This is a genomic window from Prosthecobacter fluviatilis (genome assembly GCF_042655725.1).
In the GTDB taxonomy this organism is placed as follows: domain Bacteria; phylum Verrucomicrobiota; class Verrucomicrobiia; order Verrucomicrobiales; family Verrucomicrobiaceae; genus Prosthecobacter; species Prosthecobacter fluviatilis.
Genome location: NZ_JBHSMQ010000001.1, coordinates 996,654 through 1,021,654, shown reverse-complemented (window position 1 = coordinate 1,021,654; position 25,001 = coordinate 996,654). Strand labels below are relative to the sequence as shown.

General features: G+C 60.6%; 18 protein-coding genes and 1 tRNA gene. 9 read left to right on the top strand and 10 right to left on the bottom strand.

From position 1 onward, the window contains the following. The first annotated feature begins 132 nt into the window (after positions 1-132). Positions 133-2,886, top strand: a complete 2,754-nt coding sequence (locus tag ACFQDI_RS03935; RefSeq protein ID WP_377163624.1) for a DUF6797 domain-containing protein — start codon at positions 133-135, stop codon at positions 2,884-2,886. Between the two features lie 356 nt (positions 2,887-3,242). Here the strand turns inward: ACFQDI_RS03935 and ruvA are convergent, their stop codons facing one another. Beyond that, on the bottom strand, positions 3,243-3,848 hold the full coding sequence (ruvA, locus tag ACFQDI_RS03930; RefSeq protein WP_184343852.1) for a Holliday junction branch migration protein RuvA: 606 nt from the start codon (positions 3,846-3,848) through the stop codon (positions 3,243-3,245). Between the two features lie 191 nt (positions 3,849-4,039). Further along, positions 4,040-5,878 (bottom strand): molecular chaperone HtpG, encoded by a 1,839-nt coding sequence (gene htpG / locus ACFQDI_RS03925; RefSeq protein ID WP_377163622.1) that lies wholly within the window; start codon positions 5,876-5,878, stop codon positions 4,040-4,042. Between the two features lie 44 nt (positions 5,879-5,922). Here htpG and ACFQDI_RS03920 point away from each other — a divergent pair, with 44 nt between their 5' ends. Together ACFQDI_RS03920 and ACFQDI_RS03915 are read left to right on the top strand one after the other, a co-directional pair. Next, entirely contained in the window at positions 5,923-6,468 is a 546-nt protein-coding gene (locus ACFQDI_RS03920; RefSeq protein WP_377163620.1) for a YidB family protein, read from the top strand. A gap of 43 nt (positions 6,469-6,511) precedes the next feature. After that, the gene (locus tag ACFQDI_RS03915) at positions 6,512-7,702 is read left to right on the top strand and encodes an ABC transporter permease (protein ID WP_377163618.1); all 1,191 of its coding nucleotides are present in this window, start codon (positions 6,512-6,514) and stop codon (positions 7,700-7,702) included. A gap of 266 nt (positions 7,703-7,968) precedes the next feature. Here ACFQDI_RS03915 and ACFQDI_RS03910 read toward each other — a convergent pair whose 3' ends face one another. Together ACFQDI_RS03910 and ACFQDI_RS03905 are read right to left on the bottom strand one after the other, a co-directional pair. Beyond that, positions 7,969-9,747 (bottom strand): ABC transporter ATP-binding protein, encoded by a 1,779-nt coding sequence (locus ACFQDI_RS03910; RefSeq protein WP_377163616.1) that lies wholly within the window; start codon positions 9,745-9,747, stop codon positions 7,969-7,971. Positions 9,748-9,760: 13 nt separating this feature from the next. Next, complete coding sequence (locus ACFQDI_RS03905; protein WP_377163614.1) at positions 9,761-11,944, bottom strand: hypothetical protein; 2,184 nt, start codon at positions 11,942-11,944, stop codon at positions 9,761-9,763. 102 nt (positions 11,945-12,046) lie between these two features. On the opposite strand from ACFQDI_RS03905, the gene ACFQDI_RS03900 reads away from it, so the two are divergent. Further along, positions 12,047-13,162, top strand: coding sequence for a zinc-binding dehydrogenase (locus tag ACFQDI_RS03900; RefSeq protein ID WP_377163612.1), 1,116 nt, complete (start codon positions 12,047-12,049; stop codon positions 13,160-13,162). 18 nt (positions 13,163-13,180) lie between these two features. Here ACFQDI_RS03900 and ACFQDI_RS03895 read toward each other — a convergent pair whose 3' ends face one another. Both ACFQDI_RS03895 and ACFQDI_RS03890 read right to left on the bottom strand, forming a co-directional pair. Continuing rightward, entirely contained in the window at positions 13,181-13,549 is a 369-nt protein-coding gene (locus ACFQDI_RS03895) for a hypothetical protein (protein WP_377163610.1), read from the bottom strand. After that, a complete protein-coding gene (locus ACFQDI_RS03890) occupies positions 13,546-15,054 on the bottom strand; it encodes a N,N-dimethylformamidase beta subunit family domain-containing protein (RefSeq protein ID WP_377163608.1) in 1,509 nt (502 codons plus the stop codon). Before ACFQDI_RS03890 ends, ACFQDI_RS03895 begins: the two co-directional genes overlap by 4 nt. Before the next feature lie 42 nt (positions 15,055-15,096). On the opposite strand from ACFQDI_RS03890, the gene ACFQDI_RS03885 reads away from it, so the two are divergent. The 4 genes from ACFQDI_RS03885 (at position 15,097) to ACFQDI_RS03870 (ending at position 18,160) form a co-directional block, all read left to right on the top strand. Next, entirely contained in the window at positions 15,097-15,990 is an 894-nt protein-coding gene (locus ACFQDI_RS03885) for a metallophosphoesterase (protein WP_377163606.1), read from the top strand. 63 nt (positions 15,991-16,053) lie between these two features. Then, positions 16,054-17,418 carry a DUF1501 domain-containing protein gene (locus ACFQDI_RS03880; RefSeq protein WP_377163604.1) on the top strand — a complete coding sequence of 455 codons (1,365 nt, stop codon included), beginning with the start codon at positions 16,054-16,056 and terminating at the stop codon, positions 17,416-17,418. A gap of 28 nt (positions 17,419-17,446) precedes the next feature. Then, positions 17,447-17,734: a GIY-YIG nuclease family protein gene (locus ACFQDI_RS03875; RefSeq protein WP_377163602.1), complete on the top strand. Its 288-nt coding sequence runs from the start codon at positions 17,447-17,449 to the stop codon at positions 17,732-17,734. Positions 17,735-17,812: 78 nt separating this feature from the next. After that, on the top strand, positions 17,813-18,160 hold the full coding sequence (locus tag ACFQDI_RS03870) for a hypothetical protein (RefSeq protein WP_377163600.1): 348 nt from the start codon (positions 17,813-17,815) through the stop codon (positions 18,158-18,160). A 94-nt stretch (positions 18,161-18,254) separates the two neighbouring features. On the opposite strand, the gene ACFQDI_RS03865 is transcribed toward ACFQDI_RS03870, so the two are convergent. Together ACFQDI_RS03865 and ACFQDI_RS03860 are read right to left on the bottom strand one after the other, a co-directional pair. Beyond that, positions 18,255-18,328: transfer RNA gene (locus tag ACFQDI_RS03865), tRNA-Gln, on the bottom strand. 64 nt (positions 18,329-18,392) lie between these two features. Beyond that, on the bottom strand, positions 18,393-19,739 hold the full coding sequence (locus ACFQDI_RS03860) for an alanine/glycine:cation symporter family protein (protein ID WP_377163598.1): 1,347 nt from the start codon (positions 19,737-19,739) through the stop codon (positions 18,393-18,395). Positions 19,740-19,892: 153 nt separating this feature from the next. On the opposite strand from ACFQDI_RS03860, the gene ACFQDI_RS03855 reads away from it, so the two are divergent. Next, positions 19,893-21,323, top strand: coding sequence for a Gfo/Idh/MocA family protein (locus tag ACFQDI_RS03855; RefSeq protein ID WP_377163596.1), 1,431 nt, complete (start codon positions 19,893-19,895; stop codon positions 21,321-21,323). A gap of 100 nt (positions 21,324-21,423) precedes the next feature. Here ACFQDI_RS03855 and ACFQDI_RS03850 read toward each other — a convergent pair whose 3' ends face one another. Next, a complete protein-coding gene (locus ACFQDI_RS03850) occupies positions 21,424-22,725 on the bottom strand; it encodes a DUF1501 domain-containing protein (protein WP_377163594.1) in 1,302 nt (433 codons plus the stop codon). Positions 22,726-22,762: 37 nt separating this feature from the next. Then, positions 22,763-24,931 carry a DUF1549 domain-containing protein gene (locus ACFQDI_RS03845; RefSeq protein WP_377163592.1) on the bottom strand — a complete coding sequence of 723 codons (2,169 nt, stop codon included), beginning with the start codon at positions 24,929-24,931 and terminating at the stop codon, positions 22,763-22,765. Positions 24,932-25,001: the final 70 nt, after the last annotated feature.

The window sequence follows — 25,001 nt, the reverse complement described above, 5'->3', positions numbered from 1 at the left end:
CGCATCAGGCTATTTTCAGCACGGCCTCACCTGCAAAAACGCCACAAACGTCCCGCACACCGCCACAAGTCACCCACACGCGAACAACGAAGATTGACAGATCCCCTTCCGCAAGCCTGTTCTCTCCCACCCATGAAGTCCCTCCCGCTCCTCGCGCTCCTGCTCACACTCACCACCTGCGCACTTGCCGCCGACAAGCCCTCCAAGCCCAAGGCAGCCGCAGCCGACGCGCCAACGACACCTTCACCCTGGGGCGACTTCGTGGAAAAAGACTTCCCCTTCTTCAGCAGCGTGCTGGATGCCCGGGAAATCGGTGGAGGCTTCCCGAAAGACAATCTGACCCCGCGAGGCATCATCCTCAATCTCGGCAACAACCTCTGGGCCTGCTTTGACACGGATCTGCTGCGCATCGCCGCCATCTGGGAAGGCGAACCCGGCAAGCCACCCGTCACGCCCGATGCGCTGGCACCAGGGTCGTACCATGTGGCGGGACAGAAGACGAAGGACGGGCAGGAGTATCTGCCGAAGCCGATTGGCAAGGTGTGGCTGGCGAATGGGATTTATCCGGGGTGGCAGATTGGGGAGACGCCGAACTTTGTGGATCCGCGTGAGGCGACGCCGAGTCCGGAAGAGGTGGGAAGAGGGCCGGTTGCTGGCTCGCAGTTCAAGGACATCCATTTCTCCTACACGCACATGACAGAAGAAGGAAAGGTCGGCAGCTGGTTTTTGGATTATTCGATCAATGGCGTTCCCGTCTCGGAAAAGATCGCCGTGATGTCGGTGTTTCATACCGACATACCAGAAAATCAGCCTTCTCTTAAGTTTGCAACCACACGCCAAATGAGAGTTGGGCCTCACACAAAGCCCCTTATTGCCATTTGCGGAAAATGCGAACCCTCAAGCGAGTGCAAAGCTTACTTTGTTGTCGGCGACAAAGGTAAACCCGCCGAGGCTCAACTCAAATCTTCCGATGGAATTCAATGGCTATGCCTGTCGCCTTCTAAGGAGCCAACTCAACTCTATGTCACGCACGAGACCAGCATGCTAGATCGGAAAAAATATCCGAATGCAGGAGCTGGTCGGCCATTTGGCAGTGAAATACCCGGAATATTTAACGGCGAACAAAGTACCACCGCCACACTCTCCACCAAACCCGACGCCTACGTTATCGACGAAATCCCGCTTCCCCTCGACAACCCCTGGAAGCGCAACGTCCGTCTCGCGGATCTCGCTTTCCTTAATGACCAGGGCGATGCCGCAGGCGTCACCTTCGATGGCGATGTGTGGCTGATCTCCGGCCTGAAGGGCGATCTCGAAAAAGTCACCTGGAAGCGCTTCGCCAGCGGTCTCCACGAGCCCATGAGCATCGTCGTGCGTGGTAGCGACATCCTCGTCTTCGACCGCAACGGCATCTGGAAGCTCGTCGATACCAACAACGACAAGGAGTGCGACCGCTATGAGATATTCTGCAACCTCTTCGCTCAAACCGCCGAGACGCGCGAGTTCCCCAACTCCATGAAGCTCGGCCCCAAGGGCGAGCTCTACATCTCCAAAGGCGGCCAGGAAGGCACCACCTATGGCAAGCACAACGGCACCGTCATCAAAGTGGCACCCGATGGCAAATCCATCGAGGTCATCGGCTACGGCCTGCGTCAGCCCTTCATCGGCGTGAATCCAAAAACGGGCCTCGTCACCGCCAGCGACCAGCAGGGCAACTACGTCCCCTCCACGCCGCTGCACATCATCTCAGACCACCACTTCTACGGCCACCTGCCCACCATCGCGCCCAAGGAGAAATACCCCGAGACCATCACCGAGCCCCTCACCTGGCTGCCGCATCCGGTGAACCCCAGCGGCGTCACCCAGACCTGGCTCATCGGCGCCAAGATGGGACCCGTGAACGACGAGCTCATCCACATCGGCTACAACCGGCCGGAGCTGTTCCGCGTGCTGATGAACACGCACTTTGAAAAGCCCCAGGCCGCCGTCGTCAGCTTCAACCGCAATTTCGACTTCCCCACGCTCAATGCAGTCGTCAATCCCGCCGACGGCCAGCTTTACGTCACCGGCTTCCAGGTCTGGGGCACAGTAGTGAAAAAGATCAGCGGCCTCGCCCGCGTGCGCTACACCGACAAGCCGCGCGTGCTCATCAAGGAAGTCACCCCGACAGACAAAGGCCTGCTCCTGCGCTTCAATGCCAAGCTGGACCCCACGCTGGCCACCAATCCCGACAGCTACAACGGCGAGCGCTGGAACTACAAGCGCACCTTTGAGTATGGCTCCCCGCACCTCAAACCCGACGGCAGCAGCGGCCAGGAATGGATGACCGCCAGCAGCGCCTATCTCAGCAAGGACGGCATGAGCGTGCTCGTCGGCTTCCCCGACATGAAGGCCGGCATCCACCAGATGCGCATCGGCTGGGGCCTCAAAAGCGCCGACGGCCTCAAGGCTGAAAACACCGCCTACTTCTCCCCCTGGGAACTCCTCACCTTCGACGCCAAAAAGGAAGGCTTTGACGAAAACCTCAAGGTGGACCTGACCCCACGCAAGGCCGTCGCCGCCACCACTGTGAAAGCCACAGCCGAAGAAGGCGAGCGCCTCTACCAGATGTTTGGCTGCATGGCCTGCCACAGCACCGACGGCACCCTCGTCGGCAAAGTCGGCCCCAGTTGGAAAGGCCTCTACGGGAGCGAGCGCGAAATCGCCAAAGGCCAGAAAGGCAAGTTCAAAGCCGACGAAGCCTACCTCCGCGAATCCATCCTCAATCCAAGCGCAAAGGTCGTGAAAGGCTTTGAGAAATTCGACACGGGAATGCCCATCTACAATGGCATCCTCAACGACTCCCAGATCGAAAGCCTGATTTTGTACATCAAGAGCCTGAAGTAGCGCACGCGTCCCACTTGCCAAGTAGCCCTGTTCCTGCGGAACAGGGAAACGCTCCGCTCATGCCAGGAGCCATTGAAAATAGGTCTGCATGCGCTGCACGTGCAGCAGTGCTGGTAGGGCCCCGCTGTGTCGGGGCCGAAGTTTTGGGTCTACGGCGTCGCGGGTGCTGAAAAAGGTGCGCCGTCCTTGGGATGTCGAAAGGAGGGGGGCGGGCCTCGATGGACTCCAGTCGCATGTTACCCCAGCGCTCCGAGGCTTCTTTTCAACTGTTGCTGGTATAAGAGCCCAGCATGAGGGACCACCGCACGCTCAATGCGCAGCGGAGCTGAACCTTGTTGCACAGCAACAAGGCTACTTTAGCTCAAACTCCTCAGCGCTTCCCTGATCAGCTTGTCCGCTGTATCCATGCCCGGCTGCTTGGCCAGATCATTCACCACCTTGATCGCTTCGCTCTGCTTGTAGCCTAGCGCGATCAGGCCCAGCACCGCATCTGACTGCGCCTCCTGCTTCGGATCATGCGCGCCCTTCGCGGTGCGGGAGGCCTGCCACGCCTCCACCACGCCCACCTTGTCCTTCAGCTCCAACACGATTCGCTCGGCGGTCTTGCCGCCCACGCCCTTAATGCGGGAGAGCGATTTCACATCGCCGCTGATCACCGCATCCTTGAACGCTGCCACCGGCATGCCGCTGATCACGCTCAGCGCCATCTTCGGCCCGATCCCCGACACCCGGTCCATCAGCAGGCGGAAGAGATCGCGCTCATCCGAGGTCATAAAACCAAAGAGAGTGTGCTCGCGCTCCGTCACGTGGTAGTGCGTCAGCAGCTGCACTTCCTCGCCCATCTGCGGCAGCCTGTCGAAGGTGCTCAGCGGAATGAGCACGACATACCCCACGCCATGGACATCCAGCGTGGCACGGTGAGGAAGAGCTTCGGCCAGGCGGCCGCGAAGAAAGGCGATCATGCCGCCATGAAGGCGGAAGGGCGCAAAGGTGCAAGCACTGGTTTGCAGCTTCTCAACCTCCACCACGCTCGCACGACAAAATGGCCGCCTTCAGGCCTGCCTTCGCGTTGTGCGGACCACTCTTTGACGCCACAAAAAAACGCCCTGCAGCGATGGCTCACCGCAGGGCGCTCTGATCTTTCTTGGCAGCCTTACGCCGACAGCTTCTCCATCAGCTTCTGCGTGCGCTCGATGATCCGCTGCGGCTCATCCAGCAGCCCGGCGGAGAGCAGCGCATTGTCCAGAATCTGCTCGGTGATGAGCCCGGCGGTTTCCGGGTCCTTGGCGCGCAGGCCGGAGAGATTGCGCACCAGCGGGTGGCGTGGGTTGATTTCAAAGATCACCTTCGAGCCCGGCATGTCGCCGTCCTTGCCCATGGCCTTCATCATCTGGCGGATCTGCGGGCTCATCTCGCCCTCGGGGGTGAGCACCAGCGCAGGGCTGCCCACGAGGCGTTTGCCCGTGCGCACCGTTTCCACCTGGGTGGAAAGGCGCTCCTTGATCCAGTCGCAGAGGGAGGTGGCATCTGCCTCCGCCAGAGCCTCGCCCTCCTCGCTGCTGTCGCCGAGGTCGATGTCCGGGGCGTTCACAGACTTCAGGTCCTTGTCCTCAAACTTGTTCAGGCTGGAGATCACATACTCGTCGATGTGCTCAAACATGTAGAGCACTTCATAGCCCTTCGCCTTGAAAGCGGCGACGTACGGGCCGCTTTCGATGGAGCTGCGCGAGGTGGCCACCTGATAGTAGATCTCCTTCTGCCCTTCCTTCATGCGCTTCACGTAGTCGCTCAGGCTCACGGTCTCGCCGGGCTCGGTCATGCTGGACTCAAAGCGCAGCAGCTTGGCGATGGCGTCGCGGTTCGTGTAATCCGTGGCGATGCCCTCTTTGAAGAAGCGGCTGAAGTTCGAGTAGAACTCATTGTATTTCTTCGGGTCCTCCACGGCTTCCTTGTCCAGGTGCTTGAGCAGGCGCTTCACCACCACGTCTCCCAGCTTCTTCACCAGCGCGCTGTCCTGCATGGACTCGCGGGAGATGTTCAGCGGCAGGTCTTCGCTGTCAATCACACCACGCACAAAGCGCATCCACTCCGGCAGCAGCTTCTTCGGCTTCGGGTCGATCAGCACCTTCTTGCAGTACAGGCCCACATTCGGCTCCATCTGGCCCATGCCAAAGGACTCCATGTTCTGCGTCGGGGTGAAGAGCAGCGCATTGATGGCGATGGGGGACTCGGCCTGGAAATGCAGGCGGTAGCTCGGCTCATCAAAGGCGTGCGCCGCAAAGCGGTAAAACTCCGTGTACTGCTCATCGGTGATGCCGTCCTTCGACTTCAGCCACAGCGCCTCCACCGTGTTCACGCGCTCGCCGTCCAGCATGACGGGGAAGCTCACAAAGTTGGAATACTTTTCCAGGATCTGCTTCACGCGGTGCTTCTGGGCAAACTCCGCCGCATCTTCCTTCAAGTGCAGCACGATCTTGCAGCCGCGTGCCTGGTCGGAGGAGTCGTCGATGGTGTAGCTGGTGCTACCATCGCTGGTCCAGATGAGGTGTTCGCCCTCCTTGCGCCAGGAGTGCGTATGCACCTCCACCTTGTCCGCCACCATAAAGGCGGAGTAGAAGCCCACGCCAAACTGGCCAATGAGCTGCGCGTCGTTCTGCTTGCCCGCGTTTTTCAGCGCGGCGGCAAAGGCCTTGGAGCCCGAGTGGGCGATGGTGCCCAGGTTTTCCACCAACTCGGCGCGTGTCATGCCGATGCCGTGGTCGGCGATGGTCAGCGTGCGGGCGGCTTCATCCGTGGTGATGCTAATCTCCAGCGCGGCGGTGTCATCAAAGACCTCCTTCTCCGTCAGCTGCGTCAGGCGCATCTTCTCCATCGCATCAGACGCATTGGACACCAGCTCACGGATGAAGATCTCGCGGTCGGTGTAGAGGCTGTGAATGACGATATCGAGGACTTGTTTGACTTCGGCCTGGAATTCGTGTGTCTGGCTCATGGTTGTTATGGGTTTTGAGGGTTAGGGGGCGGAGAGAGTAGCTGGTGGAAAACGCGGGTCAAGAGCTGCGCGGTGCAAGATGGCTGGGCCAAAGAATCGCCACAGTCATTCCACCCCGTCCCCTTGACTTTCCCACGCGCTCCCGCACACTCGCCGCCTCTATGGGACTTTTCGATTCTCTCGCCAAAAACGCGCTGGGCGGCATGCTCGGCGGTCAGGACCCCGCAGCCATGCTCTCCAGCCTGCTCAGCGAGGCCGGTGGCCTCAGCGGCATGATGTCCAAATTTCAATCCGCAGGCTTTGGCGAGGCCTTCTCCTCCTGGGTCGGCACCGGGGCCAATCAGCCCATCACCCCCGAGCAGATGCAGCAGGCCATCGGCCTCGACTCCCTCCAGGCTCTCGCCGCCAAGGTGGGCATGCGGGACAGCACCGTTCTCCCCCTGCTGGCGCAGTTCCTTCCGCAGGTCATCGACAAGCTGACCCCTCAGGGCCAGATCCACGAAGATCACCCCACCGGCAGCCAGATCCAGAGCGTGCTCACCAGCGTCATCAGCAGCAGCTTCGGCGGCCTGTTTGGCGGCGGTCGCTGAGATTCCCTGCGCCTCGGCGCGCCTCCTGCACGTATTCACGCTTATGCTACGCCTGGCCCTCAAGATGCTCTTTGGCGACACGGCGAAGTATCTCATGCTCGTCGCAGGGCTGGCCGTGGCCACCTTTCTCATGGCGCAGCAGACCGCCGTCTTCTGCGGGCTGATGAACTGGACCAAGTCCACCCTGAAAAACGTGCCAGCCCCCATCTGGGTGGTGGAGGACAAGGTGGAGCAGGTCAATGAAACCAATCCGCTGCTGGACACCGACGTGGCCCGTGTGCGCAGCGTCAAAAGCGTGGCCTGGGCCAGCCCCATCTACTCCGGCATCCAGCGCGTGCGTCTGGAAAACGGCAACTTCAAGATGATCCAGCTCATTGGCATCGACTCCAACACCCTTGCCGGAGCCCCGGCCAAGATGCTTGCGGGGGATTTGATGAAGCTGCGCCTGCCGCACTCTGTCGTCATCGACGACCTCGGCGTCACGCGCCTGGCCCGCAAACGCGGTGAACAGGTGAAGGTGGGCGATGTCTTCGAGCTCAACGACCAGGAGGCCCGCGTGGTGGGCATCGCCGATGCAGTGACCTCCTTCACCGGCGGCCCCTATGTCTGGACCACTTACGAGCGCGCCCTGCAGTATGTGCCCCCTCAACGCAAGATGCTGCAGGCCGTGATTTGCGCCCCACGCGAAGGCGTCAGCCTGGAGCAGGCTGTCGAGGACATCCGCCGCACCACCGGGCTCAAGGCCTTCATCAATCGCGAGGCCAATTTCAGCGAGTTCTGGGCCCAGCGCGGAGGTGGCGAGACCAACAACTTCAGTGTCTCGACCGTGTGGTGGTATGTGAAGAACACCGGCATTCCCATCTCCTTTGGCACCACAGTCATCATCGGCCTGCTGGTGGGCATGGCCGTGAGCTGCCAGACCTTCTACTCCTTTGTGCTGGAAAACATGCGCCACCTCGGCGCGCTCAAGGCCATGGGCGCCTCCAACGGCACCCTCTGCCTCATGCTCATCACCCAGGCCTTCACCGTTGGCATCATCGGCTACGGCATCGGCCTGCTGGGCACCTCCGGCTTTGCCATGGGCGCGCTGAAGAATGAGCAGCCCCCCTTCTACATGCCGGAGTTTGTCCCCTTCGCAGTACTGGGCGTCGTCCTCAGCATCTGCGCCCTGGCCGCCCTTCTCGGCATCTGGCGCGTGAGCAAGCTGGAACCCGCGATGGTGTTCCGGAGCTGAGTGCGACTGACACTCCCGCCCGTTGATCATCGCTCACGGATGGCTGATGCCATGCTGTGCTGAAAACGGGTTTGATGGCGAAAGCACGAGCAGACGGAGGGGGATCATCTTGATGCCCACACATGCGGCGTGTTTGCGGATGAATCGAGCACGCTGGGCGATGCGGGAATGTGTGGGATCGGGACGATCCCACTCCGCCGGAGCACTGCCTGCCCGCAGAGCGAACGCAGTGAGGCAATGCCCATCGCACTCCAAACCACCGCCCCCTACTCCAGCTGCAGCTTCGCCAGCGAGCCATACAGGCCGCCGGGGCGGGCCACCAGCTCCTCATGTGTGCCGCGCTCCAGGATGGCGCCGCCGGACATGACGAGGATCTGGTCGCAACGCCTCACGGTGCTGAGACGATGCGCGATGATGATGCTGGTGCGGTTTTCCATCAGCTTGTCCAGCGCGTCCTGAACCAGACGCTCGCTTTCGGCGTCGAGGCTGCTGGTGGCTTCGTCGAGAATCAGGATGGCCGGATCGGCAAGAATGGCGCGTGCGATGGCGATGCGCTGGCGCTGGCCGCCGGAGAGCTGCGTGCCGCGGTCTCCCACCAGCGTCTGGTAGCCTTCCGTCAGGCCCGCGATGAAATCGTGCGCATTGGCCTTTTTGGCCGCGCTGATGATCTCCTCCTCGGTGGCGTCCGGCTTGCCGTAGGCGATGTTTTCCCGGATGCTGCCGCCAAAGAGCAGCACCTCTTGCGGCACCAGCGCGAGATTCCGCCGCAGCGTGGTCAGCGACATGTCACGAATGGGCTGCCCGTCGATGCGGATCTCCCCGCTCGTCGGGTCATAAAAGCGGAACAGCAGGGACACGCTGGTGCTCTTGCCCGAGCCACTCGGACCCACGAGAGCGATACGCTGCCCGGCCTTGGCCTGCAGGCTGAAATCCCGCAGCACTACGGCCTCTGGCCGCGTGGGGTAGGCAAAGCTCACGTCGCGCATGTCGATCTCGCCTTTGAAGTGCAGCTTGGCCACATTGTCGTCTTCGGGCTCAGTGTCATCCCGCAGGATCTCGCGCACACGCTCCGTGGCACCCAGAGAGCGCTGGAGCTGGGTGATCAGTTCCGGAAATTGCATGAAGGACGCTGCGATCATGCCGCTGAGCCCCGCAAACTGCGTCAGCTCCTCCTTGCCAATGCCGCCGTCATTGAGCATGCGCATGGCAAACCACGTGACCAGGATCAACGCCACGCTGAAGGCAAAGATGATGAAGGCGATGAAAGACGCCCGCGGCACCGCAGCGCGCAGCACGGTGCGCAGGTACTCGCTCAGATTCTTGTCATAACGCGCCAGCTCATACGCCTCGTTGCGGAAGGCCTTCACGCTCACGATGCTCTGCAGGCTCTCGTCCACCACCACCTGGGAGGCGGCCAGATTGTCCTGCGCACGGCGCGTCAGCTTGCGGATGCGAGCGCCAAAGATGGCGATCATCACGATCACCACCGGGATCGTGCCCACCATGAAGAGAGAGAGCTTCACGGACATGTTCAGGATCAGCACCAGACAGAGCGAGAGCATGACCGTGTGCCGGATCAGCATCGGAATTGTGACCACCAGCGTCTCGCGCATGGCCTCCACATCATTGGCCAGCCGGGAGGCCAGCTCGCCCACACGGCGGTGGTTCAGCGTCCCCATCGGCAGGCGGATGATGCGGCTGAAAGTATCCAGCCTCAGGGCCGCCAGCGCACGCTCGGAGGCCTTGGCAAAGAGCATGATGCGGAAAAACGCGATTACCGCCTGCGCGGAAATCAGTGCTACAAGATACCAGACACTGTGATTCAGTTCGGCCATCCATTCCGGCCCATGAGCGCCACCAATCCCCTTTCCGGCCACCGCCGCCAGCTCCTTGATGAAGAGGATCGTCATGCCGCCCGTGATCGCCAGCGCGATCAGTGCGGGGATGAACACATTGTAGTGCGGACGCAGGTAGTTCAGGAAAAAGCCAGCGTCTTTCCACGCCGCACGGTCCCACAGTTTTTTACTCGCTCGTTCTTCAGCCATGATGGTTATTCTTCTAATCGACACGCACCGTCCAGCGCAGCGTGGGTTTGTCAGTCAGCTCCAAAACGCTGAGGCTTTCAGCATCATCCCCCTGACGTCTGCTTCGCGTGAGGAAATAATCACGCCCACCTCCGCTAAAGCGCACGTTCAGTCCAAGCTGGCTGTTGCCATTTCCCAGAGCCCACTCGTGACGGTACAAATAGCTTTTTGGCAGGGAGATCGTCAGCCTGCGCCCACCACCGGCAGAACTGGTGAGAGCCGCCTGGATTTCCTTCGGGTCAAACACAGCTGCATAGCCGCTGCCAAACGCCCAAGGAGCGATCGGACTGACCTCCAAATCACCATCGGCAGCTTTACCGCTGATGCGAAGCGCCGCCGTAGCCCCGGGTGTCAGGCGCTCGCCATAGCTGCGGGCGTCGATGTTTAGCAGGAGCTCAAATGCCTTGCCGGAGGAATCGTCCACAAGACTGACGCCGGTCAGGTCAAGCGTAAGAAACAGCTTCATGCTGTCCGCATCTGCCCGCAGTGTCACAGCACTTTCCTGAGCATCCGCAGCACTCAGTTTCACAGACTCTTTCAGCCCCATGTTGCGGGTGAGCTCGACGTCACGGTCAAAAATCTGCCTCCCCCCATTCGAACTCAAGGCCAGCTTGAGTGGCAGCACCCGGCGAAACTGATTCTGACCTTCAGATGGAAGCGGCAGCGCGAGCTTGAGAAGCTCCGAGTTGCCGGCATCCAGCGCCAGCTTTCCAGCCTGCTTTTTTCCAGCCCATTCAGACTCCCATGCCACGGAGAGCCCGGTGCCAGCGCTATTTTCGATTTCAAGTTCAGGGGAGAACTCCGCCTCCTGATTGAAAGCCACACGTGCGTTCCAGGCAATGCTGAACGGACGCAGAGTCACGACGATGTCCTCGATTCGGGACTGTTTGCCAGCCACCACAAGAACAGGCAGGCGCATTCTGCCATCGACCAGCGGCAGCTCCCTGGTGTCGGTAATGGCGTAACTGAGCTTCACCGTCTGCTTTGCGCCAGCATTCAGCTGAAATTCCGGATTGGTGTCTTTGGGCTTTAACCCTGCGGGCACCAGCGGCAGCACAGTCAGGGCCAGAGGTTCGCGGCGAGTGTTGGCCAGCAAAAATTCCAGCGTCATCTGCCCCTGGCCCGCCAACGTCGCTGTGGCAGCACTGATTTCCCAAGAAACCGCAGGCGCGCCCTGCATCACATCCTGGTACAGGATGCGCCCCATTTCCGCATGCATGGCGGTCGTGGGTGTCATCGGCCCTTGAGACGAAGGGGAGTTCAGCAAACTTTGATACTGCTGCATCAAGGCTGGGAAGATTTGGTCCGCTCCCTTCGCGCCTGCGGGAGCCTCAAGAAGGCGTGACAAATCGCCCATGTCTGAGAAAATGACCCCTTCCCGGATGCTGGCTTCACGCAGCACACAGGAAGGGCCGCGTGTGCATGCCAGACTGGCCTCCTCCGGTTCTGCCGCCTGAGGAACAGGGCCGGCAACGATCACTTCAAGATGTTTGCCACGCGCCGTGTCCAGCAGACTGCGAAATGCCACCGCCACATCCGCTGCAGACACACCTGCCAGCCCGTCTTCCAGTCCTTGGGCCAGCAGCACCAGGTCCGGCAGCCCCTGAAAGCCTAAGGTCGAGAGGGCCGAGGCCGCAGACATGATGCTGGAGGTTTGGACAGGCTGAATCAAAATTTCCGGCCCCATCACCTTGGAATCCTTGTCGCGCAATTTGCCACCCGGGCGCACAATGCGTACGCCGCCGGTGTAGTAAAACTGTGATGCCAGCTTTTTCGCAAAGACACCGGCAAAGCTTTTGAGCATCGGATCCACACCGGCTTCAGACGTCACTCCATCCAAGATCGCATCTCCCAGCACTACGATCTGCACACGCTCACGGCGCGTAAGCTTCAGCAGCGTCTGCGGCAGATATTTCCTCCAGCGATCCCGCTGGACAGGAGAAAGATCGAAATAGGTCTGAGGCAGCACGACCGGCGAAGGCAGTTTTTCTTCAGCAGCTCGCGCCGCAGCCTGGAGGGCCGGCAAGTCCGGCACTGTTTCAGCAGCAGGTACAGGAGCCGCAGGCACCGGGGTGGCAGGTGCCTGAGCCCGGAGACCGGTCACGCCCAGCAACGCCAGAGTGCCGAGGATGGAGAATGTCTTGCGGTTGGAAAACATGCGCCCGCTATCTCAGCGAGCCCGGCCACGGCTGCAACCGGCGAGTGCGTTTATGGCACAGGGTTGCGCAGCGGGCCGGTTTCGTCATCATCTGCCCCAACCATGTCCACCCTAGCCCCAGCCGCCGTCCTCTACGAAGCCAAGAAGCCCCTGCGCGTCGAGGAGGTCAAAGTGCTGCCGCCCCAGGCGGGAGAGGTCACCGTGCGGATGAAGGCCGCCGGCGTCTGCCACAGCGACCTGCATGTGATGAAGGGAGACCTCTCCATGCCCATGCCCATCATCCTCGGGCACGAGGGCAGCGGCGTCATCGAGGCCATAGGAGAGGGCGTCACCTCCGTGGAGGTGGGAGATCACGTCATTCTCGTCTGGCGTGGCTCCTGCGGGAAATGCGAGTACTGCAGCAGCGGCCGCCCCGCACTGTGCGACATGGGCACCGCCATGCGCTTCACCGGCCTCATGCCGGATGGCACCACCCGCTTTCAAAACTCCGCCGGAGAGAGCATCCGCCACTACGCCGGCGTCTCCGCCTTCTCCTCCCTGGCCACCATGCCCCAGGCCTCCGTGGTGAAGATCCCCAAGGAGTTCTCCTTTGAAAAAGCCGCGCTCATCGGCTGCGGCGTCATCACCGGCGTGGGCGCGGTGGAAAAAGCCGCCCGCGTGCAGCCCAACAGCACCGTGGCCGTCATCGGCTGCGGCGGCATCGGGCTCAATATCGTGCAGGGTGCACGCATGGCCGGGGCGCGCCAGATCATCGCCGTGGACAAATTCAGCCGCAAGGAAGCCGACGCCCGCCAGTTCGGCGCCACCGACTACGTGGACGTGAACGCCGGCGACCCCGTGCAGGCCATCAAAGACCTCACCGATGGCAAAGGCGTGGACTACGCCTTCGAGGCATACGGCTCCGGCAAGACCGCCGAGCAGGCCTTTGACGCCACCAAGAAAGGCGGCATGTGCGTCATGGTGGGCATCACCAGCGCCGCCGACCGCGCCAGCATCAATGTAAACCAGCTCGTCTATGCCGAGAAAACCCTGCGCGGCAGCCTCTACGGCAGCACCCAGCCCCGCAAAGACCTGCTCCTCCTCATCGCCATGCACCAATCCGGCAGGCTGATGCTCGATGAGCTGGTAACGAAGCGGTATCCGCTGGAGGGCATCAATGAAGCGTATGCTGCGCTGCAGCGCGGTGAGGTGGCGCGGAGTTTGATCGTGTTTGAGTGAGGGAGCCGTAAAGCTTCTTCAAAAGATAGGGGTGATTACCTTGCCAAATATCTGCAGAACGGCCCATGCATACCAAAACGCTGGCGCACAGACGGCAGCACCTACGAGTGCGCGCCACCACCCACGCATACCGAGATGCTGAACGAAGCTGCACAGGACCGGAACTAGAACAGCAGCCACGCACAACCAGCCAAAGTGCTGTTCCACCCAGTTCCAACAACGATCCGCCCACAGGGTTCGATCTTCGGCGTTGGCCACGAGCAACTGATGCTTGTGGAGAAATGCAATTTTCAGTCGAACAGCATGATGCGTCGCTAGCGCAGTGAAAGGCGCCATTGCCCAGGCGGCCATTTCCAGTGCTCGAGCACTGGCGATTTGCCATTTCATGCCAGAGCCCGCTTCAGTGCGTTCCTAGTCATCTGCTGCACGCGCTCATCCGGCCCGTGCGGGCGGGAGAAGTGGCTCCAGGGGATCATGTGGCCGGGGGGATCGCTGAGGCCCTGGCACCAGAAAATCGTCGTGGCGTTGAAGACGATGTTTTTCTTTGGGCCTTCATAAACCGTGGCGGCGTATTTGCCCAACCGCGTGCCGCTGGCCCACACATTGCCTTCGCCCACCACCTCCAACCCCGGACGCGCCGTGTCGGGATCGCCGTGAAACTCCCAGCCCACGAGACCGGGGATGCTGTCCCCTTTCTTCATACCCGTGCCTTCAAACAGCCAGTGCTCCGGCTTGGCGCAGGTCCAGTCGCCGCCGCCGTTGAAAGGCACCGTCGTGCGCGCGCCGATGATGTCGCGCTCATCCGGCCCCGGATTCTCAAACGGGCCCAGCACTTTCGAGTACGCCTCCTTCTCCTCCTCGCGGAATTCGCCGTAGCAGGTCTCGCGGGTCAGGCGGCGGTTTGCTTCGCCCTTCGCATTCGGGGTAAAGGGCGTGACCATATACACATCGTTGGCCGAGAGCCACAGCACGCTCAGACCGTCCGCAATGGCCTGCTTCACGTTCGCATACTGGCGCATGTCCCAGTATTCATCATGGCCCACGCTGATCATCGACTTCGCGCGCGCCAGATTGGCGGGGTTCAGATTGTCCACATTGGAGCAGTAGGTCACATCGTAGCCCTCCTTCTCGAGCCAGTAGCATAGCGGATACTCCCACAGCAAAAACTCACCGCTGCCCATGCTCTGCGGATTGTCAAAGATCTGCACGTATTTGCCATACGGGCGGTCAAAGCTCACGCTCACACCGGGGGCATGCGCCGCGCGCGGATCGGTGTAGAGGGACTCGTTCACCGGCCAGCGGTTGTAGGCCTGCCAGGTGTTGTCGCTGCATTGGAAAAGGATGTCCGCCGGACGGTCGTCCGTGACGATGAAGACGATGTAGCTCTGCCAGTAGGGCTTGTCAGCAGCTTCGGGGATCGTGCTCAGTCTTCCCAGATACACACCGCTGGGCCAGTCCTGCGGGATCGTCAGCGTGGTGCTGGCCTCCCACCGGCACTCGCGCAGGCGCTTGTCCGCCATCTCCGGCACGGGCTGCTCCTTGCCCTCGAAGGGGCCGAGTGTGGTCATGAGCCGCGCACCCGAGCCGCCGTAGTAGCCCATGCGGAAAATCTCGACGCTGAAGCGCGCCACCGGCCGCGTGCTCACAAAGATGTCCATCTTCTCCCCCGCCTTCACCGACTGTCGCGAGCAGTAGCCCTCGATGAGAGAGGTGCGGTAAGACTTCGCGCCATCCGGACGCATGCGCGTGAGCTGAAAGCTGGCCCCCGCCTTCGCATTCTCAGCCTTGATCAGCTCCGGCTGCCTCTTCGTGGTGGGTGCCGCCATCAGCTTGCGGGCACTGGTCATTGCGGCAACGGCACTGGTGGTCTTGATGAATTCGCGGCGGTCCATAGTTGGAGCAATACGGGCCGGAAGCGTCGCGTATAGCAGCCTATGCCGATTCATCTGACCTCCCGCCGAAATTTCATCGCCCAGATGGGTGCCGCAGCAGCCCTGGCACACAGCAGTGCTGGTGCAGCCGAGGTGGATGAAAACCTCATCGCCATTCTCAATGACACCCATGTGGGCGGCAAGCACCCGGCCACGGCCTCCATCCCCACGCACCTGCGTGACACCGTCGCCTGGCTCGTGGCCCAGCCCAAGCGTCCTGCGGCAGTCGTCATCAATGGCGACCTGGCGCTCAATAGCGGCCTGCCGGACGACTACACCCATTTTGCCAAACTGATCGCCCCGCTGCATGAGGCGGGCATCCCCGTGCACCTCAGCATGGGCAACCACGATGACCGCGATGTCTTTTATCAAGTGCTGACCGCTGAAAAGCCCGCCACCGCAGCCGTGGCCTCCAAGCACGTCGGTGTAGTGCAGACCGCTCGTGCCAATCTCTTTCTGCTCGACTCCCTCAAAGCGCGCATGGTGGCGCAGGGACTGCTCGGGGATGAGCAGCTCGCCTGGCTGGCCAAGGCTCTGGACACACACGCCAACAAGCCCGCGCTCGTCTTTGCCCATCACAATCCGCGCCTTGGTGGCGAAGAGAAGCACTTCCCCGGCGGCCTGGAGGACTCCGAGCCGCTGTGGGAGCTGCTGGTCGCCCGCCCGCAGGTGAAGGCCTACATCCATGGGCACATCCACCACCGCAATTTTTTCCACCACCGCGGCATCCACATCCTCAATACCCCGGCCACCTCCTATGTGTCCAATCCCAAGGAAAGCACCACCGGCTGGACCATGGCCACGCTGAGCGCCACCGGCGGCAGCTTCACCACCCACACGCACCTGCCGGAGCACGAGTGGAATGGTGCGAAGGTCGATCTCCAGTGGCGGACGTGAAAACCGCTCACTTATTTTCGTTTCGCAAGAACGCGCCTCTCGCCGCGTAGGTTCTGGACGGTCATGTCCTCTCACGTTCCAGAGATTCGTATTTCGCGGCGCAGCCTGCTTCATGCAGGTGGCGTGGGGATGCTAGGCTATGGGCTGAACCAACTCGCTGCATTGGGCGCGCCCTCGTCACGCCCCGGCATCGGGATCGGCAAGGCGAAGTCCGTCATCATGATCTTCAATGGCGGCGCTCCTAGCCACATCGACCTCTGGGATCCCAAGCCCGACGGCCCCTCGGAGATTCGCGGTGAGTTCAAGACCATCCGCACCAGCGTGCCCGGCATCCACGTCACCGAGCTGCTGCCGCAGATGGCAAAGCGCATGGACAAGCTGGCACTCATCCGCTCCGTGCACCACGGCCACAGCAGCCACAATGGCGGCATGCACTGGGCCACCACCGGGCGGCCCTATCGTGTGGACAGCACGCTCATCACCCCCAGCCCCACGGACTTGCCCGGCGTGGGCACCCTCGTGGGCTGGCTGGCTCAGCGGGACGGCTTTAGCAAAGGCGTACCGCCCTACGTCATCACCCCCTTCCCTCATTGCGACAGCAAGGTGTACCTCACCCCCGGCCAGTTCGGCGGCTGCCTCGGCACACGCTACGATCCCTACGTGCTGGATGACGACCCCAATGCCGCCACATTCCGTGTGCGCAACATGGGCCTCGACTCCAGCCTCACGCCCGCACGTTTCCAGGAGCGCCTCTCGCTGCTCAATCAGATGAGCGCCGTCTCGCGCCCAATCGCATCCCCGCAGGTGGCGCAGATGGACATCTTCAATGAGCAGGCCTACACCATGCTTCAGTCCGGCAAGGCCGCCGCTGCCTTTGACCTTTCCAAGGAGCCCGACAAAGTGCGCGAGCGCTATGGCCGCCATAGCTGGGGCCAGTCCCACCTCCTCGCGCGCCGTCTCATCGAGTCCGGCACCCGCTTTGTCACCACGGTGAACGGCCCGTCCATCACCTGGGACACGCACAAGGACAACTTCAACGGTCTCAAAAACCGCCTCGTACCGCCCATGGAGCAGGCCTATGCCGCGCTGCTGGACGACCTGGAGGAGCGCGGGCTGCTGGAAAGCACCCTCGTAGTCTGGATGGGAGAATTTGGCCGCACGCCCAAGATCAACACCGACGCCGGGCGTGACCACTGGCCGGGTTGCTACACCGTGGTGCTGGCAGGCGGCGGCGTGCGCGGCGGCCAGGTCATCGGCAGTTCGGACGCCAGCGGGGCCTACCCCAAGGACCGCCCCATCACTCCGGCAGACATCCACGCCAGCATCTACTCCGCCCTGGGTTACGACTACCGCGAGATCAGCTACCGTTCCTCGGACGACCGCCCCATCGCGCTGACCGAAGGCTCGATGATCAGCGAGCTGTTTTGATTTCCAGCCACTCCGGCTATGTTGCGCCGTGCCGAAGAAGAAAAAGCCTGCCAAAGCCAAGAGCAAAGCTGCTAAAAAGTGGCACCTCTATGTCCTGCTCTGCAAAGACGAGACACTTTACTGTGGCATCACCAATGATCTGGACCGCCGGATAGCCCAGCACAATGCAGGCAAGGGCGCACGCTACACCCGAGGACGAGGCCCGGTAATTCTGCTGCGTTCCTGGCCTCAAAAGAACAAATCCACAGCCTTAAGAGCCGAAATTTCTTTCAAAAAACTTAGCCGAGCAGGCAAAGAAGAGTATCTCGCTGCCTAAGCACGCATAACAAGGCAGAAATATGTGTTTTGCGAAGGGTTTCTGAGACAGCGCGCCATTCTTGTGGTACTTGAACAGATGGTCACAACAAAAGCAGTCACTAAAAAAGCGCCTTTCTCCCGTCGGGTAGTTGATCACGTCACCGATGAGCTGGTGAATGTTCTTTCCTCAGGGGAAACTTTTGAGTTCAAAACTCTCTTTGCGAAGGTGTTTGAGGGATTGAAGCTGAAAAACGCTGTGAGCGGAGGCGAAGAGATGCTGCGCCTGAGGTCGTATGAAAAGATTCTCAAGCTGACGAACTGCGGACTGGTCAAAAAAGTTGGCAAAACTTACCGTGCTTTGGAAGGCATCGAAACAGCCTCCAGCACTCACCGCCTGGCACGGCTGGACTCAGCCATCCTCGCAGCCACACAGGCCAAGTCCTGAGACAGCAGCTTTAAGTTTAGCGAAACGGCACGGCGCGTCTTAATTAGATGGCCGTGCCTTCTTTTTTATGCCTGCATTGCTGCAGGAAACGAAGTGGTTGCCTCACAAGGATTCGAACCTTGAATAACAGATTCAGAATCTGCTGTGTTACCATTACACCATGAGGCAGTGATAAGGCGGGCGGAGAGAATAGTGGATAGTGGCGTTCTTGCAAGTGGGACAGCAGACTTTTTCACTCCCCGCCGGTCAATTCATGACGATGGGCCTTGGTTTCAGCCACAATCACCCCGCTGAGACAGATCAGGCAGATGAGATTTGGCAGTGCCATCAGCCCATTCGCCGCGTCAGCAAAGTCCCAGACAGCCTGCGCGGGCTGGACCGAGCCAAACAGCACGGCCAGCACCCAGAGAACTCGGTAGGGTTTCACCGCGCGAGAGCCAAAGAGGTACTCCGCTGCTTTTTCACCATAGTAGCCCCAGCCGAGAATGGTGGAGAAAACAAAGGTCATCAGGCCAAACATGAGGATGTACGGCCCCCAGACGTGCAAATCATTGAAGGCAGCGCTGGTCAGCGCAGCTTTGGGCAGGCCGTCCTTCCAGTGGCCACTGCTCACCACCACCAGGCCGGTCATGAGGCACACCACCACGGTGTCCCAAAAGGTGGCCGTGCTGCTCACCAACGCCTGACGCACCGGATTCCGCGTCTGCGCCGCTGCAGCCACGATGGGCGCGGAGCCCAGGCCGGACTCATTCGAGAAAAGTCCCCGAGCGATGCCCGCGCGAGCCACCTCCTTCAATCCTGCCCCCACGAAACCGCCCACCGCCGCCTGCCCGTTCCACGCTCCATTCCAGATGTCCAGGAAGGTCTGCGGCAGCACCGCATAGTTTTTGATCAGGATCAGCGCACAGCCTACCACGTAGCCCACGGCCATCACCGGCACCAAAAAGCCGCACACTTTGGCGATGCTCTTAACGCCACCGAGCACCACGGCCGCCGTCAGCGCCGCCATCACCCCACCGGCGATCCAGCGCAACTGGGTCACTGATTCCGGCTTCACCTTCTCGATGAGCATCTCCACGATGCTGTTGGCCTGTGTCATGTTGCCAATACCAAAGGCAGCGATGCAGGTGAAGACGGCAAACACAACTCCCAGCCACTTCTGCCCTAGCCCACGCTCCAGCGCATACATGGGCCCGCCCGCCATACTGCCGTCAGGCATGGTGATGCGATACTTCACCGCAAGCACAGCCTCCGAATACTTGGTGGCGATGCCAAACACGCCCGTGAGCCACATCCACAGCACCGCACCCGGCCCACCCATGGCAACCGCACCTGCCACGCCGATGATGTTGCCTGTGCCAATGGTGGCGGCCAGCGCCGTCATCAGCGCGCCAAACTGAGACACGTCCCCTTCCCCCTCCTTGTGCCGGGAGAATGAGATGCGGATGGCCTGAATCATGTGCTTCTGAATGAAGCCGGTGCGAAGCGTCAGAAACAGATGAGTGCCGAAAAGCAGAATGATGAGAGGCGCCCCCCAGACAAAACCGGAGAGATCAGCAGCAAATTTAGCAAAGTCCATGAAGTCTTTTAAGGTGTGATACGGTCATGCGCCAAGCACAAACAATGCCCTGAAGAAATTTCTCCACCACAAGCCAAGTTTTTTCCGCACGACTACATTCCCATTGCGTATTTCTGCGCCAATCCGCTATCTTTGCGGTCCCAATCCACCCACATGAAGCCCTCGCTCTTCCCCAACCGTCGTACCTTCCTTCGTAGCACCGCCGCAACCGCAGGCGGCATCTTCTTCCCTAACCTGCTCATCGGCCAGGACGCGGCGGTCGTCAAAAAGATCAACGTCGCCGGCATCGGCGGCGCAGGCGGCAAAGGAGCCTCCGACGTGGGCATTTCGGCCAAAGGAGCCAACATCGTGGCCATCTGTGACGTGGACCGTGAGCGCCTCAAGCAGGCCCAGCAGAAGTATCCTGACGCCAAGATGTTCGAAAGCTTCCGCGAAATGTTCGATGCCATGGGAGACAAGATCGACATGTGCACCGTCTCCACGCCGGACCACGCTCACTACCCTGCAGCGATGGAAGCCATCAAGCGTGGCAAGCACGTGTGCGTGCAAAAGCCGCTGGTCAACCGCATCTGGGAGGCCAACCAGCTCCACGAGGCCGCCAAGAAAAAAGGCGTGAAGACGAACATGGGCAATCAGGGCCACACCGGCAAGGGCATCCGCTTCCTCAAGCAGTGGGTCAGCGAAGGCATCGTCGGCAACGTCAAAGAAATCCACGTTTGGACCAACCGCCCCATCTGGCCTCAGGGGAACGAAGCCAAGGCCAAGTACATCCAGGGCACCGTACCGAAGATCAAGGAAAAGAAAAAAGGCCCTGACGGCAAGGACATCATCGTCGAGACCGCCGAAGACCTCTTCAACTGGGAGCACTGGCTGGCTGCCTGCCCTTCCGTCCCCTTCACCGACGGCCTGCACCCCTTCGCCTGGCGTGGTCATCGTGAATACGGTGCCGGTGCCATGGGCGACATGGGCTGCCACCTTCTGGACGGCCCCTTCTGGGCCTGCGGCCTTGGCGAACCCTACAAGATGGAAGCCGAGTGCACCGAACTCACCGACGTGAGCTGGCCGAAATCCTCCCACGTCATCTTCTACTTCAAGACGGAAAAATACGGCGAAATCAAACTGCACTGGTACGAAGGCAGCTTGAAGCCCGAGCGGCCTGCTGAACTCGAAGCTGAGCGCGACTGGGACAAGATCAAAGGCGGCTTCCTCCTCCGTGGTGACGCCGGTGTCATCCTCAACACCGACGACTACTGCGGCAGCCCACGCCTCATTCCGAACACCAAGATGGCCGACTTCCTCGGCGGCAAGTCTCCTGAGCTCAAGCTTGAAACCTCCATCGCTGAAGGTGAGCCGCAGCTCGAACTGATCCGTGCGATCGAACAGGACAAGATCTGTGGCAGCAACTTCGACTACTCCGTGCCGCTGACCAAGCTCTGCCTCTTCGGCAACCTGGCCATCGCCAATCCGGGCAAGGTCATCAACTGGGACGCCGCCAAGCAGGAGTCCGACAACGCAGAAGCCAACAAGCTCATCACCCGTGCGGCCTACCGCCAGGGCTGGGACTACAGCGCCGCGAATATCTAGGCTCTGAATCAGGCGGCAAGCCTGAGTGCCAACATTCAAACGACGACGCCCGGCAGCTACACACTGCCGGGCGTCTTTTTTCCCTGAAACCATCCATGCCTCACGCAAATAAATGCGTGAGAGGCTGCCCTTTGTCGGCCACGGTGAAAGGACGCTTGCTTGGCGAGTAGATCACCTGATCCAATGGCAGGCCCAAGGCATACCCTATGGTGGCATTCAAATCTGGCGGTCCAACCTTGTCTGCGGCGATGCCGGAACCATCCGGCGTGGTGGCTCCATATTTCATCCCGCCTTTGATGCCGCCGCCAATGATGACGGAGGAAAAAACCGGGTAGTGATCACGCCCCTGGTTCTGATTGATCTTCGGTGTGCGGCCAAACTCGGAGCTCACCACAATCATGGTGCTCTCCAGCATTCCGCGATGTTCGAGGTCGGAGATGAGCGCCGCCAGCGCAGTGTCCAGCGTGTCGCAGAGCCGGGGTGTGTTGATGAAGTTGGCGACATGAGTGTCCCAGCTGCCCAGGCTGACTTCGACAAAACGCACCCCATGCTCAACAAGGCGGCGTGCAAGCAGGCACCCCTGTCCGAAGGTGTCTTTACCGTAGGCCTGCCGCAGCGCATCCGGCTCCTTGGTGAGGTCAAAGGCCACGAGGTCCTCGCTCTTCATGAGTTTCACGGCATCGTCATACACGTCTGAGTAGGCTTTGACGCCGCGCGTGTCCCACTTGCCCTGAAACTCTGCATCCAGCGAATGCGCAAGATCACGACGCATAGCAAAGCGTTCATCGGTCACGCCCTTCTGAGGCTTGACGTTTTGCAGGCCGGCCTCGGGATTGTTCACCATGAGAGGGCCGTGCTTTTTGGCAAAGAAGCCCGCGCCGGGATGGCGGCTGTCATTGCCCACATACACATAGGGAGGCAGGGCGGGATTGCCAGGGCCCTGGAAGAAGCTGAGCCATGCGCCCATGCCGGGATGCTTGATTGTGCTACGCAGGCCAAAGCTGGTGTGCATGAAGTAATTCGCCTGTTCATGCGCGGCGGTGTTGGTGGCCATGGAATTGATCACACATGCGTGATGCATCTGCTTGGCCGTCCGCGGCAGGTATTCGCTAATCTGCACACCGTCGGCGCTCGTCTTGATGGCCTTGACCGGACCCGCGACCTCCTTGTTGTCCGGCTTGGGATCCCAGGTGTCCAGATGACTCTGCCCACCCGTCATGTAAAGGAAGATGACATTGCGTGCGGTGGCCGCCTGCTTGGCGGTGGCACTTCCTTCACCGACAGCGAAAGCCTTGCCGGAGAACAGCTGCTCCATGGAGGGCAGCAAACCGACCCCAAGGCAGGACTGGGCCATGCGGGTCATCACAGCGCGGCGGGAGAGGTCGTTGTTGGGCGTTTTCATGATGCGTTTGAATGAGGTGTTGATGAAAGGTCCGGCTCTATTCGACGAAGATAAAACGCTGGGTGCTAAGAGCAGCCAGGGTGATGTCCTCCCACAGAGTCTTGGAGGAGGCGTAGCTTTCCAGAGTCTGAAGCATGTGAGCCTTCTCCTTGGCGTTCGGCTTGCGCGAGTAGAGGCTGAGAAAGAGCGTGTCGATTTTCTCCTCGTTGGTTTTGGCCTTGCGCAGATTGATGCTGAGCGTGGACCAGGCACTGGTAAGCTGGTTGAGGAGAGAGCCATTCAGCATCGTCAGCGCCTGCGGCACACTGGCCTCATCACTGGCGTTTTCGATGATCTCGCGGTCGCTCTGGCCAAACTCGCGCAGGAAATGCCCCCGCGGCGCAGGAGAGGGCAGCTCAGCAGCCCGGCTCCAGGTCTGGTGCAGTGTTCGCTGGAAATTTTCGAAGCTCTTGATGCTTTTTGCATCCTTCATGCCGAGCACTTCTTCGTCCGCTTTGAGGGTGGTCAAGACCCTCGCGTCAAGAGGTGCGTCCTTGGGATCCACGCGGCTGTCCTGCATGAGATTCATCATGGCCATCTCCATGGGCCCATCTCCGCTGACCGCCGCAAGCTGCTTCTGAATTTCCTGGTTGCCGGACTTTTTAGCAGCCTCATAGAAGCATTTCGAAACCTGCTCACGCAGAATGCGCTGGCTTTCCCCCAGCCGACGCTGGATTTCTCGAGACTTGGCCTTGTCGTCTTTTGCGCGGGCCTCATCGAGTTCTTTGCGGAGCTGCTCAAACTCCTTGTTCTGTTCGCGCATTCCCGCAGCCACCTCTTTGGCGGCCTCAAACAGCAGCGGTGCCTCGGTCTTGTCCAGCAGCTGCGCGAGGTGATGGCGGTTTTCGAGGTCACGGCGTTCGCGCTCACGGGTGCTCCAGTTCACCTGGTCAGGATCTGGGCTGACAAGAGTGACGAGGGAATCCCAGACCTGCTCTGAGCGCATGCGGTGAAACACCGGTCCCTGGAAGTAGCAAGGCGTGCCGGGAGAGACTTCCTTGATGCTCTCACGTGCAAAGGCCTGCGTATTCAGCAGCACCCTCAAGTAGGCCTTCATATCGTATTTCAGCGCGACCATCTGCCGCTCCAGAAAGTGCATCAGCTCGGGGTTGGAGGCCACGCTGCTGTCCATCATTTCATCCACCTGCTCATAGAGGCCTGCCCCAAAAACGCGCTGCCAGAGGCGGCTGGCAATAATCGTGGTAAATCGCGGGTTTTCCTGAGATGTCAGCCACTGTCCGAATTCCCCGATGGTGTTTGCCCCCTTTTGCAGCGTGACGGGCTTGCCAAACATGACCGCCGCTTGAACCACATCCTTGGGCTTTGCGTCTTTGTATTTGTAGTCATGCGGCAGACGGAGCTGGCCTTTGTTTTGCACCACCTGCGTATCACGCAGCGGACGCACCGCCTCGGTGATGGCCTGGCGCATGAGGTCACGGGTCTCGGCGTCGAGGCTTTTGTCCGCACGGATCATCTTCTGAGCCTCCTCGGCACTCTGGGAGCGGTAGCTGGTGGCGCTCATGTTGTGCGTGAAAGCCGCCATCTCGTAGAACTGCTTTTGCGTCCATTTGTCAAAAGGGTGGTCGTGGCACTGGGCACACTCCATGCGGGTGCCTAGAAAGATGCGGGTGGTGTTGGACAGATTGTCCAGCGGCATGCCACGATCGCGCATGTAATAGCCGATGGCCCCGGTGTCGAAGCAGGTGCCTTCACTGGAGACGAGCTCACGGGCCACCTGGTCCCATGGTTTGTTCTCCCGCAGTGCGCTGCGGATGTAGTTCAGGTAATTCTGCGAGGTGGTGTTGCCAGCGACGCCCTGGCTTTGGGCGCGAAGCACATCGGCCCAGTAGTTGAAAAAATTCTGCACATATCCTTCGCTGGCCAGGAGCGAATCGATGAGCTTGGCACGCTTGTCCGGCATCTGGCAGGCATGGAAGGCGCGGGCCTCATCCAGCGTGGGAATGCGGCCGACGACAGTCAGATAGACACGGCGCAGGAAGGTGGCGTCGTCCACTGGAGCGTTGGGCTTGATCTGATGTTTCTGCCAGCTTTTGGCAAGCAGGGCATCGACCTGCCTGGATGCGGCAGTTGTGTCCACAGAAGCGGCATGCAGCGTGACGGCGGACAAGGCAGCGGCGAAAATCGAAAGTGTTGTGCTGGCTTTCATGCCAGAACCAACGCGGCACTCCCACGGCAGATGTCAACGCCTCCTCAGGATGCCAAATCCTGCACACCAA